The organism is Flavonifractor sp. HCP28S3_F3 (assembly GCF_052065355.1).
In the GTDB taxonomy this organism is placed as follows: Bacteria; Bacillota; Clostridia; order Oscillospirales; family Oscillospiraceae; genus Flavonifractor.
This window is the reverse complement of sequence record NZ_JBQHUF010000007.1, coordinates 118046-130392: the sequence shown is the minus strand read 5'-3', so window position 1 is coordinate 130392 and position 12347 is coordinate 118046. Positions and strand designations below refer to the sequence as shown.

15 protein-coding genes are annotated in these 12347 nt (G+C 61.0%); all 15 read right to left on the bottom strand.

The annotated features are described in order from the left end of the window. Positions 1-16: 16 nt before the first annotated feature. The 15 genes from ACTNB1_RS08575 to rnpA all read right to left on the bottom strand — a co-directional run bounded on the left by ACTNB1_RS08575 (position 17) and on the right by rnpA (position 12340). Positions 17-1477 carry a sodium:solute symporter family protein gene (locus tag ACTNB1_RS08575; protein ID WP_441168843.1) on the bottom strand — a complete coding sequence of 487 codons (1461 nt, stop codon included), beginning with the start codon at positions 1475-1477 and terminating at the stop codon, positions 17-19. A 15-nt stretch (positions 1478-1492) separates the two neighbouring features. Beyond that, positions 1493-1756: a hypothetical protein gene (locus ACTNB1_RS08570; RefSeq protein WP_441168841.1), complete on the bottom strand. Its 264-nt coding sequence runs from the start codon at positions 1754-1756 to the stop codon at positions 1493-1495. A 21-nt stretch (positions 1757-1777) separates the two neighbouring features. Then, complete coding sequence (locus tag ACTNB1_RS08565) at positions 1778-2551, bottom strand: creatininase family protein (RefSeq protein WP_441168840.1); 774 nt, start codon at positions 2549-2551, stop codon at positions 1778-1780. Between the two features lie 376 nt (positions 2552-2927). Then, on the bottom strand, positions 2928-3878 hold the full coding sequence (locus ACTNB1_RS08560; RefSeq protein WP_441168839.1) for a carbohydrate kinase family protein: 951 nt from the start codon (positions 3876-3878) through the stop codon (positions 2928-2930). A 23-nt stretch (positions 3879-3901) separates the two neighbouring features. Further along, positions 3902-4654, bottom strand: a complete 753-nt coding sequence (locus ACTNB1_RS08555; protein ID WP_441168838.1) for an exodeoxyribonuclease III — start codon at positions 4652-4654, stop codon at positions 3902-3904. Continuing rightward, positions 4651-4890 carry a permease of phosphate ABC transporter gene (locus ACTNB1_RS08550; RefSeq protein WP_441168836.1) on the bottom strand — a complete coding sequence of 80 codons (240 nt, stop codon included), beginning with the start codon at positions 4888-4890 and terminating at the stop codon, positions 4651-4653. Before ACTNB1_RS08550 ends, ACTNB1_RS08555 begins: the two co-directional genes overlap by 4 nt. Next, positions 4887-5342 carry a methylated-DNA--[protein]-cysteine S-methyltransferase gene (locus ACTNB1_RS08545; RefSeq protein ID WP_441168835.1) on the bottom strand — a complete coding sequence of 152 codons (456 nt, stop codon included), beginning with the start codon at positions 5340-5342 and terminating at the stop codon, positions 4887-4889. The genes ACTNB1_RS08550 and ACTNB1_RS08545 overlap by 4 nt, the downstream gene beginning before the upstream one ends. A 4-nt stretch (positions 5343-5346) precedes the next feature. Next, on the bottom strand, positions 5347-5958 hold the full coding sequence (gene lexA, locus ACTNB1_RS08540; RefSeq protein WP_441168834.1) for a transcriptional repressor LexA: 612 nt from the start codon (positions 5956-5958) through the stop codon (positions 5347-5349). Positions 5959-6079: 121 nt separating this feature from the next. Beyond that, positions 6080-7873 (bottom strand): DEAD/DEAH box helicase, encoded by a 1794-nt coding sequence (locus tag ACTNB1_RS08535; RefSeq protein WP_441168833.1) that lies wholly within the window; start codon positions 7871-7873, stop codon positions 6080-6082. A 165-nt stretch (positions 7874-8038) separates the two neighbouring features. Next, a complete protein-coding gene (locus tag ACTNB1_RS08530; protein ID WP_441168832.1) occupies positions 8039-8524 on the bottom strand; it encodes a shikimate kinase in 486 nt (161 codons plus the stop codon). Between the two features lie 23 nt (positions 8525-8547). Beyond that, the gene (locus tag ACTNB1_RS08525; RefSeq protein ID WP_441168831.1) at positions 8548-9408 is read right to left on the bottom strand and encodes a hypothetical protein; all 861 of its coding nucleotides are present in this window, start codon (positions 9406-9408) and stop codon (positions 8548-8550) included. A 168-nt stretch (positions 9409-9576) separates the two neighbouring features. Then, positions 9577-10353, bottom strand: coding sequence for an RNA-binding cell elongation regulator Jag/EloR (jag, locus tag ACTNB1_RS08520; protein WP_441168830.1), 777 nt, complete (start codon positions 10351-10353; stop codon positions 9577-9579). Between the two features lie 36 nt (positions 10354-10389). Beyond that, entirely contained in the window at positions 10390-11739 is a 1350-nt protein-coding gene (yidC, locus tag ACTNB1_RS08515) for a membrane protein insertase YidC (protein ID WP_441168828.1), read from the bottom strand. A gap of 32 nt (positions 11740-11771) precedes the next feature. After that, complete coding sequence (yidD, locus tag ACTNB1_RS08510) at positions 11772-11990, bottom strand: membrane protein insertion efficiency factor YidD (RefSeq protein WP_441168827.1); 219 nt, start codon at positions 11988-11990, stop codon at positions 11772-11774. Further along, complete coding sequence (rnpA, locus tag ACTNB1_RS08505; protein WP_441168826.1) at positions 11987-12340, bottom strand: ribonuclease P protein component; 354 nt, start codon at positions 12338-12340, stop codon at positions 11987-11989. The genes yidD and rnpA overlap by 4 nt, the downstream gene beginning before the upstream one ends. Positions 12341-12347: the final 7 nt, after the last annotated feature.

Genomic DNA, 12347 nt, shown 5'->3' with positions numbered 1-12347 from the left:
AGGCCCGTTTTTTGATTCAGGACTGGAAGAATTCGTTGATAGAATTCACTACTTCGCCCACATGCTTCTCCGGCTTAGTAGCCAGGCACACCACGATGTAGAGCACCGCGGATACCGCCATGGCCCACAGGCCTGCCGAGAAGCCCAGGGGGGAGATTTTCAGTACAAAGGTAAAGAGCACCATCAGCACCTCGCCCACCACGGTGGAGAGGATGGCCGCCTGCTTGGTGGCCCGCTTCCAGTACATGCCGCCCACAATGGTGGGTACCAGCACACCTACACCGCTGTTGGCCAGGTTGAGCAGGTCGGACAGCATGCCGGGGCGGATGAGGGCGAAGATCACGGAGATAAAGCCCACCACCAGTACGCCGCCGCGGGCCACGCTGTACATTTTCTTCTCGCTGGCGTCAGGGTTGATGTACTTCTTGTACACGTCGGTGGAGATCATGGCCGCCGAGGCATGGAGCTGGGAGTCGCCGGTGGACATGGCCGCCGCCAGAGCGCCGGAGATGACCAGGGCGGCAAAGGCGGTGGGGGTGTACTTGAGCAGCAGCTCAGGGAAGATGGTATCCGCAGCCGCCAGGTCGGGCATCAGCAGCCGGCCGATAAAGCCCACGCAGGGGGTGAGGACGTAAATGAAGGTCAGGTAGATGGAGGAGAACACCGCCGACCACTTCATGACCCGCAGGCTCTTGCCGGCGAAGAAGCGCAGGGACACCTGGGGGAACATCATCATGCCGAAGGTGATGACCAGCCAGCGGCTGAGCCAGTCCTGGGGAGTGACCAGGCCGTTGGGGCCGGGCATGGTGAACAGCTCCGGGCAGTTTTCAAAGGCCGCCTCAAAGGCCGCGCTCACCGAGGGGAAGTTGGCCAGAATGACCCACAGGGAGCCACCCAGCAGACCCACAAACATAAACACGCCCTGGGCCGCATCGGTGATGGCCACGCCCTTCATACCGCCCAGCCACACCAGGATGATCATGATAACGAAGAAGAGCACGGCGCCCACCGTGTAGCTCAGCTTGCCGCCGGAGATGGCGGTGAAGATGTAGCTGCAGCCGATGGCCTGCATGGCCACGTAGGGAATGGTAAACACCATAGTGATAACAGTGACCAGGATGCCCACGCCGTTGGAGCGGTACACGTCGGCGGCGTAGTCAGCCACCGACATGTAGCCGTATTTCTTGCCCATGAACCACAGGCGACGGCCCCACAGCCAGAACAGCACGCCGGGGAGGACGGTCCACAGACCGTTGACCCACCAGCCGATGCCGTTGGTGTACACGAAGCCGCCGGCGCCCATAAAGGCGTAGGCGCTGTGGTAGGTGGCGCTGAAGGTGAGAGTAAGTACGAAGATACCCAGACCGCCGCCGGTGGCGAAGTCCTTGATGTTCTTTTTGTCCCGGCGGGAGGCATACACGGCGATGGCAAGCAGCACCACCATGTAGCAGATCAAAATGATCATTCCTACATTCATGCTCTGCTCCCTCCCTTACAGCGGCTTGCGGGGGACAGGCACGATCTCTTTTTGATCCTGATGGCAGTCCCAGGCCTTCAGCTTAGCGGCGGCCACGATGAAGTCCACCACCATGACGGTGTACCAGAACTCCAGCCACAGGAACATGGTAGGCCAGCCGAAGGTGATGGGGTTTTCCACACAGTAATCGTTGAACAGGTACACAATGGGCGGGTTGACCATCAGTACGCTGACCACAAGGATCAGGAAAAACCAAAAGGTTCCCTTGCTCTTTTTCATCTCTCTCTTCTCCCGTTTTCTTTAGTTCTGCTCCTGCAGGCTGCGGACTACGGCCACCAGGTTTTTGACCAGATGCTCGTGGTAGATGCGGCCCTTTTCTGCGTCCGACTTGGTGGGACAGCCGGTAGCTCCTCCCGCCACCTCGGCGCTCTTCTGGGCGTGGGCAAAGCTGCTGGGTACGTAGCACAGGGTGTCGTGGGTGTAGCAGGGATCCACGGAATACAGGGGGGTATCGGTGATGGGATTGTCCTTGGCCTTCTCCAGATGCACCATCTCCGGATAGCGGTACATCATGTGGGAGGTCTCCACCTCCTCGGCGTGGCCCACCGGGCCAAAGCCCAGCTCACCCACGATGTCCTTGGACATATAGGCCGGGTCGAAGATCTTCACCGTCACGCCCAGCTCCCGCTGGGCACGCTCGGCGCAGATCTGCATCCACACCACGTTGACAATCCGATGGCCGTTGATCAGGATGATCTTCTTCAGCCCATGGTAGGCCAGGGAGGCGATGATGTCATAGGTCAGATCGGCCAGCACCTCAGGCCGAATGGTGATGGTACCCGGCCGCACCATGTGGTGGGGGCTCCAGCCGAACCACACCGGGGGTGTCACCACTGCGCCGGTCTGCTCTCCGGCGTCCTCCGCCAGGGTAATGGCCACATAGGTGTCGGTACCTACGGGCAGATGCAGACTGTGCTGCTCCACGCTGCCGATGGGCACAATAGCCACCCCGCCGCTGGCCTTGATGGCCTCCTCCGCCTCCGGCCAGCTCTTTGTCTCCAACCAACAACTCATAGGGATTCTTCTCCTCTCTGTTTCTCCGGCCTCCGGGCCGGAAGCCTGCGCTTTTGCGCTTTGTCGTGATACAGTATAACAGATTTTTTCGGATTGTCTACCGTTTTTTTGCACTTATTTCTTCTCCCTATTGCACGCCGGGACAGCTCCGGTCTGCCGCCCAACCGCAGGGTGTTTTCCTGAGAAATACACGGAATCACGCGGTTTTCTCTGTGTCCGGATTTGCTTGCACTACATTTCCTGTTCTGTCAATCCTTTTGTCAATTTGCAAGGAAAACTCTATCATCCTTCATATAGGACAGGTGTCTTTGTATTGTGGACACATAGATAAAAAAGGGAGCCTGCCGCAGGCGGCAGGCTCCCTTTCTTTTTCAGTTTATCCCTGCATCCGTTCCAGCACCACAGACTCCTCGGGAATGCTGGGGATGCCGCCGGAGTGCTCGGTGGACAGGCTGGCGGCGGTGGAGGCAAAGCGGGCGATGCCCTCCAGCTCGGCCTGATCCAGATCCTCCGGCGCCTTGCCCAGCTTGAGCAGGCGGCTCACCGCGCTGCCGCCGAAGATGTCGCCGGCGCCGGTGGTGTCGATGGGCTTGACCTTGGGGGAGGAGACGGTGACGCTTCCCTTCCGGTTGTACAGCATGCAGCCCTTGGGACCCAAGGTCACCATGGCCAGCCTTACGCCGTAGTCCTCCAGCAGCTTCCGGGCACCCTCCTGGGGCTGGCAATCCCAGAGGAAGGATACCTCCTCGTCGCTGATCTTCACCACGTCGGCCTGGCTCAGGCCCCAGAGGATCTCCTCCCTGGCCCGTTCCGGGCTGTCCCACAGGGGAAGGCGCAGGTTGGGGTCGTAAGTAATGAGTTTACCCTGCTCCTTGGCGTAGGCGATAGCCTGCCGGGTGGCGGTGCGCACCGGCTCCCCGGTGAGGCTGAGAGAGCCAAAGTGGAATACCTTGGTCTGATCGATCAGGGACAGGTCCACCTCGTCGAACCGGAGCATGGTGTCGGCGCCCGGCTTACGGGCAAAGCTGAAGGACCGGTCCCCGTCCTTAAAGGTGACAAAGGCCAGGGTGGTGAACACGGTTGGGTCCACCACGATGCCCCGGGTCTCGATCCCCGCCTGTTTCAGGGTACCCAGCAGCAGCCGACCAAAGGTGTCGTCTCCCACCTTACCCAAAAAGGCGGTGCGGGCTCCGTACTGGTTCAGGGCCGCCAGAAAGTTCCCCGGCGCGCCGCCGGCATGGGCCGCCATGGTGGGGTAGCCGTCTCCGTCCACACTCAGCTGGGCAAAGTCAATGAGCAGCTCGCCCAATGCCACCACATCATACATCCTCCGTCACATTCCTTTCCTTCTTACTTCAAAATCAGCTCCACCGGGCAGTGGTCGCTGCCGGTGGTTTCGGCATGGATAATCTGGTCCTCCACCCGGGGAAGCAGCCGGTCAGACACGATGAAGTAGTCGATGCGCCATCCCGCGTTGTTCTTCCGGGCGTTAAACCGGTAGCTCCACCAGGTATAAGCCCCCTCCTTGTCAGGATAGAGGGCACGGAAGCTGTCAGCAAAGCCGCTGGACAGAAGCTCTGTCATTTTCTCCCGCTCCTGGTCGGAGAAGCCCGCGTTGCCCCGGTTGGACTTGGGATTTTTCAGGTCAATCTCCTCGTGGGCCACGTTCAGGTCCCCGCACAGCACCACCGGCTTTTTCTTGTCCAGCTCCATGAGGTAGGCCCGAAAATCGTCCTCCCACCGCATGCGGTAGTCGATGCGGGCCAGCTCATTCTGGGCGTTGGGGGTGTAGCAGCACACCAGATAAAAATCCTCAAATTCCACGGTGATGACCCGGCCCTCGGTGTCGTGCTCCGGGATGCCCAGGCCGTAGGTCACGCTGAGAGGCTTGACCCGGGTAAACACCGCCGTGCCGGAGTAACCCTTTTTCTCGGCGCTATTCCAAAAAATCTCATAGCCGGGCAGCTCCAGTTCGATCTGGTGGGGCTGGAGCTTGGTCTCCTGGAGACACACCACATCGGCGTCAATATTGTGGAAAAACTCCAGGAAGCCCTTATTCAGGCAGGCCCGCAGGCCGTTAACGTTCCAGGTGATCAGTTTCATCCGTTGTTCTCCTCATTCCCCCAGCCTATGAGGTGGGGGAGGAATTTTAACATCAGGGGCACATAGGTGGCCAGAAAGACCAGTCCAGCCCCCAGGGCCACCCATTTCCGCGCTCTTTTCGGTGCGGCCAGGCCCAGAAGCATCCCCACGGCACACAGGCACAGTTTGACCAGGGCCATGTCCTTCCAGTTCATCTTGGCGATATAGGCGTCGGCGGCGGACAGCAGCTTTTTCATCCCACACCCTCCAGTCGTAACAGCCATTGCTTCAGTTCCAGCCCTCCGGCATAGCCGGTAAGGGCACCTTTTGCTCCCACCACCCGATGGCAGGGGAGAAAAATAGGCAAAGGATTGTTGTGATTTGCCTGGCCCACCGCCCGGCAGGCCTTGGGGCTGCCCACCCGGGCGGCCAGCTCCCCATAGGTCACAACGGTGCCGTAGGGGACCTTGGCCAGCTCGCTCCACACCTTCTGCTGAAAGGGAGTACCTTTCGGGGCAAGGGGCAGGTCAAATTCCCGCCGCTTTCCCTGGAAATATTCCGCCAGCTCCATCCGTCCCCGCTCCAGCAGAGGGGTCTCCATCCCTGACGGAGCCATGTGGTGATGGGGAAGGTACAGGGCGGTAAGATATTCCCCCTGGCACTCCAGGGCCATGGGCCCCACAGGCGTGTCAAAGACAATACGGTTCATGGGTTCAATACTTCCGCACCACAGCGGTGACCTTGCCCAGAATGGTACAGCCGTCGCCGTCGATGGGCTCATAGTCCGGGTTCTCCGGCATGAGCCAGGTGTGGCCGTCCTTTCGGCGGAGGGTCTTTACCGTGGCCTCATCCTCAAAGAGGGCCACCACGATCTCCCCGTTATGGGCGTCGCTCTGCTGGTGGACCACCACAAAGTCACCAGGCAGGATGCCGGCGTACTTCATAGATTCTCCCCGGACCTGGAGGGCAAAATACTCTCCCTCACGGCCTCCGGTTTCAAAGGTCAGGTAATCCTCCACGCACTCCTGGGCCAGGATGGGGGACCCGGCGGCCACGTTGCCCACCACCGGGATCTTGTCCCGGGGCGGCTCCGGCTGGGCGGGAGCGGAATGGGCGGCGCTCACCGTAATGGCCCGGGTCTTTCCCTCGGCCTTGGTGATCAGCCCTGCGGTTTCCAGCCCCTTCAGGTGGAAGTGGACGGTGGAGGGGGACTTTAAGCCTACGTACTCTCCAATCTCCCGGACGGAGGGGGGATAGCCGTGCTCCTCGGAAAAGGAGACGATATAGTCATAGATCTGCTGCTGCTTCGGGGTGAGCGCCTTCATGGCAGACCCTCCTTTTTTTATGCTTATCCAGCCTGAGTATACCATAGCTGTCCGTAAAACGCAAACATTTGTTCTAAGTTGAACAAAAAAAAGCGGGCGGCCAACAAGGCCGCCCGCGGGCTTAATCGTCGCTGAGGTAATAGGGCTTCATCAGGCTGGGCTGTTCGGTGGAGTCCTTCTGATGGCTGCGGAAGATGGGCTCCATAGGCCGCCGGGGACCCCGGTCCCGCCGCTCCTTCTTCCGCTGGGGAGCGGGCTTGGGAGCGGGCTCCTGCTTGACCTCCGGAGCGGGGGCGGCAGGGGCCGCTTTGGCAGCGGGCTTCTTTTTCCGGCGGCGCTTCTTTTTCTCCGGAGCTGCGGGAGCCGCTTCCTCCACCGCTGCCGGGCGGGGAGGCTGCCGGAGAGGCCGGCGGGGAGCCAGCAGCCGGGCGGTAGCGTCCATGATGGTATCGCTGGCCAGGGGATTCGGCTTATAAAAGTCCGTATATTCCGGCTCGGGCGCGATGGGGTGAGCGGGCGCGGTAGCGGTGAGGGCCTGCTCCAGGGTCTTGCTGTTGCGCACGCCACGCTTGGGTTTCTTTTTCTCCGGCTGGACTTTTTCCACCGGAGCGGGAGCAGGTGTGGAAATCTCCGCCTTTTTAGCTGCTTTGGCTGCCTTTTTGGCCTCGGCGGCGGCCTTGTTGGCCGCATCCCGCTGACGGCGCTTCTCCTTGGCAGCGGCCCGGGCTTCGGCGTCCTCGGGGTTGACTACCCGGCCCTTCTTATCCTTGGGCAGAGGCTCCAGTACCTCCATGGGCCAGGGGTGGTCGGCCACCACCGGGATGGCCTTGCCCAGCAGCTTTTCAATGCCCTTCAGCTCGTCCTTCTCGTTGATGTCGCAGAAGGAGATGGCAGTGCCGCCGTGGCCCGCACGGCCGGTACGGCCGATGCGGTGGACGTAGGTCTCGGGCACGTCGGGCAGGTTGTAGTTAAAGACGTGGCTCAGCTCCTCGATATCCAGACCCCGGGCGGCGATATCAGTAGCCACCAGGGCCTTCACAGCCCCGCTCTTGAAGTCGGCCAGGGCCTGCTGCCGGGCGGTCTGGCTCTTGTTGCCGTGGATGGCGGCGGCGGAAATGCCCGCCTTCACCAGGTCCCCGGCCACCTTATTGGCCCCGTGCTTGGTGCGGGTAAACACCAGGGCGTTTTTCACCCCGGGCTGCTGGATCAGGGAGGAGAGCAGTTTGGTCTTGTTGCCCCGGTCCACATAATACAGCTTCTGGTCGATGACCTCCACAGGGGAGGACACCGGGTCCACTGCTACCTTCACCGGATTCACCAGCAGGGAGTCCACCAGACCCTGGACCTCCGGGGGCATGGTAGCGGAGAAGAAGAGGGTCTGCTTTTTCTTGGGCAGCCAGCCCAGAATGCGGCGCACGTCGTGGATAAAGCCCATGTCCAGCATCCGGTCGGCCTCGTCCAGCACGAAGATCTCCAGCTTCGTCAGGTCCACAAATTTCTGGTTATACAGGTCGCCCAGGCGCCCAGGGGTGGCCACCAGGATATCCACACCCTTTTTCAGCTGTTCCACCTGGGGATTCTGACCCACGCCGCCGAAGATAACGGCGGAGCGAAGGGGAAGATACTTGCCGTAAGCTTCAAAGCTCTCCTGAATCTGGAGGGCCAGCTCCCGGGTGGGCGTGAGGATAAGGGCACGGATGGGCCGGCCCTTCACCTGCTCCGCCGCCAGCCGCTGGAGAATAGGGGAGGCGAAGGCGCAGGTCTTGCCGGTGCCGGTCTGGGCACAGCCCAGCACGTCCTTGCCAGCCAGGGCGGGGGGGATAGCCTTTTCCTGAATGGGGGAGGGGCGCTCATACCCCTGTTCGGCCAGCGCCTTCAGGATGGACGCCTTCAGGCCGAGTTGCTGGAATGTCATGTGGTTCGTTCCTTTCGTTGTTCGCCCCTTCCGCGCCGGGGGCGATGGAAAAAATCACCTGCCGCGCGGTGGCAGGGATAAACACGATGAAGCCCGCCGGAAAGCCAGCGGGCAGCGTGCGTACCGTTATACAATCGTCTTTTAGTATACCACGGATTTTAAAAATTACAAGAGGGCCAGTACCGCCGCCACCGTCTCCTCCAGACCGGCGCCGGGAGCCACTTCCACCGTCACGTCGGCGTACTGCCGGTACAGGGGCTCCCGCTGGGCGTATACGTCGGCCAGGGTCTGGCCGGGCGCCATGGCGATGCCTCGGGTGGTGATGTTATCCACTCGCCGGATCAGTTCCTCCAGGGGCACATGGAGATAGACCACCGGACCCAGCTCCTTCAGCCGGGCCATGCCGCCGGAACGGCACACCACACTGCCGCCGGGGGCGATCACCGACTTGACGCAGGTCAGGTCTTTGATAGCCGCCTCCTCCGCGTCCAGGAAGGCCTCCACACCCCGGTTGTCCAGGATGTCCTGTAAAAGGGCGCCCTCCCGCCGCTGGAGTACCAGGTCGGTGTCGATGAATTGATAGCCCAGGGCCTTGGCCAGCAGCACGCCTACGGTGCTCTTACCTGAGCCGGGCATGCCGATCAGGGTCACATTATCTTGCAGAGTAATTCCTCCTATTCCACGCTGATGGCGAAGTATACATTCTCCTCGTCCATAATGACAGCCGTCATGGGTTGATCCGCCGCGTCCTCCGGCAGGAAGTAGAAGCTGTAGCCGAAAATCTCCTCATTTGCCGTGCCATCGGCCAGGGAAACGCTGTCCAGACCGCACTCCTCCTCCACTTCGGGAGGCAGTTCCTCAGGCAAATAGCTGGTGCCGTCCTCCGCCATCAGGGCTACGGGCAGATAATCCTCTCCCGGTTCCCCCAGAACCCACAGGCCCACCGCCACACAGCGGGTGCCTGGATGCTGCTCCAGGACCTCTTCGGGCAGCCAGGGCTCCCAGCCGTCGCCTATCGATACCTGCTGGCCGTTGGAGAGGGTAGCGGTATCATAGCTCTCATACCAGCCGTCGGCATAAGTGGGCTCCTCCACCTCCCAGACAGGCTCCGGTTCGCTGAAGGAGTAGGACAGGTCGGTGACGGTATCCATGATCTCCTCCACCAGGGCTTCCACCAGAGGTGCGCCCACAAAGAGGATGCCCAGGATCACCAAAAGGATCACCAGTGTCTTGATACCGCTTTTTTTCTTCTTCTTTTCGGGACCGCAGGCATCACAGCTTTTAATGCTGGCGGTATGCGTCCGGCCCCGCTTCAGGTCGGGGCCGCTGCCGTAGGTAGGGTGGTAGGAATAAGACGCGGTCTTGTTCTGCTTTTGACCGCTGGTTCCAGGCCGCTGGAACCGGGAGAGCAGCTCCTGCTCCAGGCGGGTGGCGCCGCTGTCCGGCGGCGGGTTGAAGCTGCCGCAGCGGGGACAAAAATCGTCCACATCATAGTCGTAGGTTTTGCCGCAGTCGGCACAATGTACTTTCCGCATCTGCTCCCTCTCCTTCCTCCCGAGCCGCGCTTCGATACAGAGTCAGTATATCAAATTATTTCGGCTCAAGCAAGAAAAAGCATCCCTTCAGCCCTCTTTCTCCACAAAGGGACCTGCTGATGTGGAAAAAAAGGACGTGCCCAAAACGGGCACGTCCTCTTTTCTGTTTCAGCGATGCTCGCCGCGGCTGTAAGCCACCACCGTGCGGCGGTTGGGCTCGGTGCCGATGGAGTAGGTGGTCACGTCGGGGGTGTCCTGGAGAGCGGTGTGGATCACATGCCGCTCATAAGCGTTCATAGGTTCCAGGGTCACATTGCGGCGGTATTTTACCACCTTGCCCGCCACCTTGTGGGCCAGACGGACCAGGGATTCCTCCCGCTTGGCCCGGTAGCCCTCGGCGTCCACATGGATGCGGACACGCTTGGACTGGCCGTGATTCACGGCGTAGCCGGTGAGCTGCTGGATGGCGTCCAGGGTCTCGCCCCGGCGGCCGATGAGGCCGCCCAGATCCTGGCCAACCAGCTCCACCTGGTAGGTGCCGTTCTCGTCTACCTTGATCTCAGGCTTGGCCTGGGCGCCCATGTGCTCCAGCAGGCCGGTGAGGAAGCTCTCAATGGCGGCCTTCCGGTCCTCTCCACCAACAGGGGCGGCGGTGGGGACAACAGGGGCGGTCTCAGCCTCCTCCACCTTGGGGGTGGGGGCGGGAGCCGCGGGTTTTTCCACAACAGGGGCGGGAGTGGGGACAACTTCCTCCTCCGGCTCCTCGTCAGGGGCCTCGTAGCTGACCTTCACCTTGGCCGGACAGCTGCCGATCCCCAAAAATCCGGACTTGGCCCGCTCCAGGATCTCCACGGACACCTCATCCCGATCCATGCCCAGCTGCTGCAGGGCGGCCTCAACAGCGGCCTCCTCGCTTTTGCCGGTGCTTTCGATCCATTTCAGCATAGTGGGTATCTCTCCTTATGCGTCACGGCAAAGCCGTTATTCCTTGGTTTCCTCCTCAGGGGAGGCATCGGGCTGGACGGTCTCCTCCACAGGAGTCTCCTCCACGGGGGTCTCGGCCACAGGGGCGGTCTCCTCCACAGGAGCCTCCACAGCGGGGATCTCCTCCTCGGCTACCTGCTGAGGCTCCTCCGCGCTCTTCCGGCCGAAAATGGGTGCCTCGCCGGGGTAGACGGTGGGTCCGTCCTCGCTGTAGCGGTAGGGATCGTAAGCCCGGCCACGGGCATACTGGCGCAGACCCACACGGCTGGCTTCCTTCACCGCGCCGGGGATCTTGTCGTCGTCGTCGGACTTCTTCTCGCCCTTCTTCTTCTTGCCCTTGTTCTTCTTCTCTTCCTCGATGCGGCGGGCACGCTCTTCCGCTTTGCGGCGGCGCTCCTCCTTCTCCTCTTCCTTCTCCAGACGCTCGCGCTCGGCCTTCATCTGGGCGGCCTTTTCGTAGTCCTTCTTCAGCAGCTTGCCGCAGATGAACTCCTGGAGCATGGAGAACAGGCTGTTGGCGATCCAGTAAATACACAGGGCCGCCGGCATGGAGAAGCCGATCCACAGAGAGATCAGGGGAGAGATGATCATCATGGACTTCATGGTGGAGTTGGTCTGGGTGCTCTGCTGGTTCACCGCGTTGGTCTTCATGGAGATCAGGGAGAACAGCACACTCAGGCCGGCGGAGATCACCGGCAGCAGGAACAGGGCAAAGCCGCCGTGCTCCACTTCCCAGAACTTCAGCTGGGGGATCTGAGACAGGTCCACGATGCCCAGGAAGTCAAAGTTGATGGAGAAGATCTGGCTGCCAGCCTCGCCAACGGCGGCCTTGACAGCCTCCAGGTTCTCGGGGGTAATGAGAGAGGCCAGATAGAGCTGGTTGTAGCCGGTGTCGGCAAAGCTCTCGGCGGCCTCCTTGATCCAGCCCATATCCAGGGCGTTGGAGCTCCAGTTCACCGTCTCGGCGATAATGTTGAGCACGCCGCCGTCGGTGACACCCATCATGTAGTGGATGGGCTGACGGATGATGGGGTAGAGGACCATCAGGATGATGAGGGGGATGAAGGACCACAGGCAGCCACCCATGGGGTTGACCTTCTCCTTGGCGTAGAGCTTCTGGACCTCCTCATTGTAGCGCTCCCGGTTGTTGCCGTACTGCTTCTGCAGCTTCTGCATCTGACCCTGGAGCATGTTCATCTGGATCATGCTGCGCTTGCCCTTCAAGGACAGGGGGAACAGCACCACCTTGACCACCAGCGCGAATAAGATCAGCGCCAGGCCGTAGCTGCCGCAGAACTCATAAAAGATCTTCAGCAGCCATACAAAGGGGGTAAGGATAATATCCATTTGCGCGCCTCCAAGTTGCGTAATCTGTCCCGCTAGGGGACGGGGTCGTACTCGATGGTTTCCTGCTTATGGAAGGGCTGACATTTCAGCAGACGGCGCAGCGCCAGAAAGCCCCCCTTGAGGGCTCCGTATTTTTCCACCGCCTCCAGGGCATAGGCCGAGCAGGTGGGGATAAACCGGCAGCAGGGGGGACGGGCGGGAGAGATGTATTTGCGGTAAAACCGGATGGCGGCCAGAAGGATCGTTTTCATCCTCTGCCCGCCTCCTTCCGCAGCAGGCCCAGCTTGTCCGACAAAGTCAGCAGGCTGCGCTCCAGCTCCCGATAACGGCTGTGACCCGCTTTTACCCGGGCCACCACCACAATGTCATAGCCGGACACAAAGCGGTCCTCATGGATGCGATAGGCCTCCCGGATCCGGCGGCGGGTGCGGTTGCGCACCACGGCCTTGCCCAGCTTGACCCCCACGGTGAGACCCAGCCGGTTGCCTGTCCTGCCGTTTTTCCGGCAGTAGACCGCCAGACGGGAATCCACCGCGCTCTTGCCCTTGCTGTACAGCCGGCGGAACACATGATTCTGTTTCAGGGAAATGGTCTGCTTCACGTTCCCG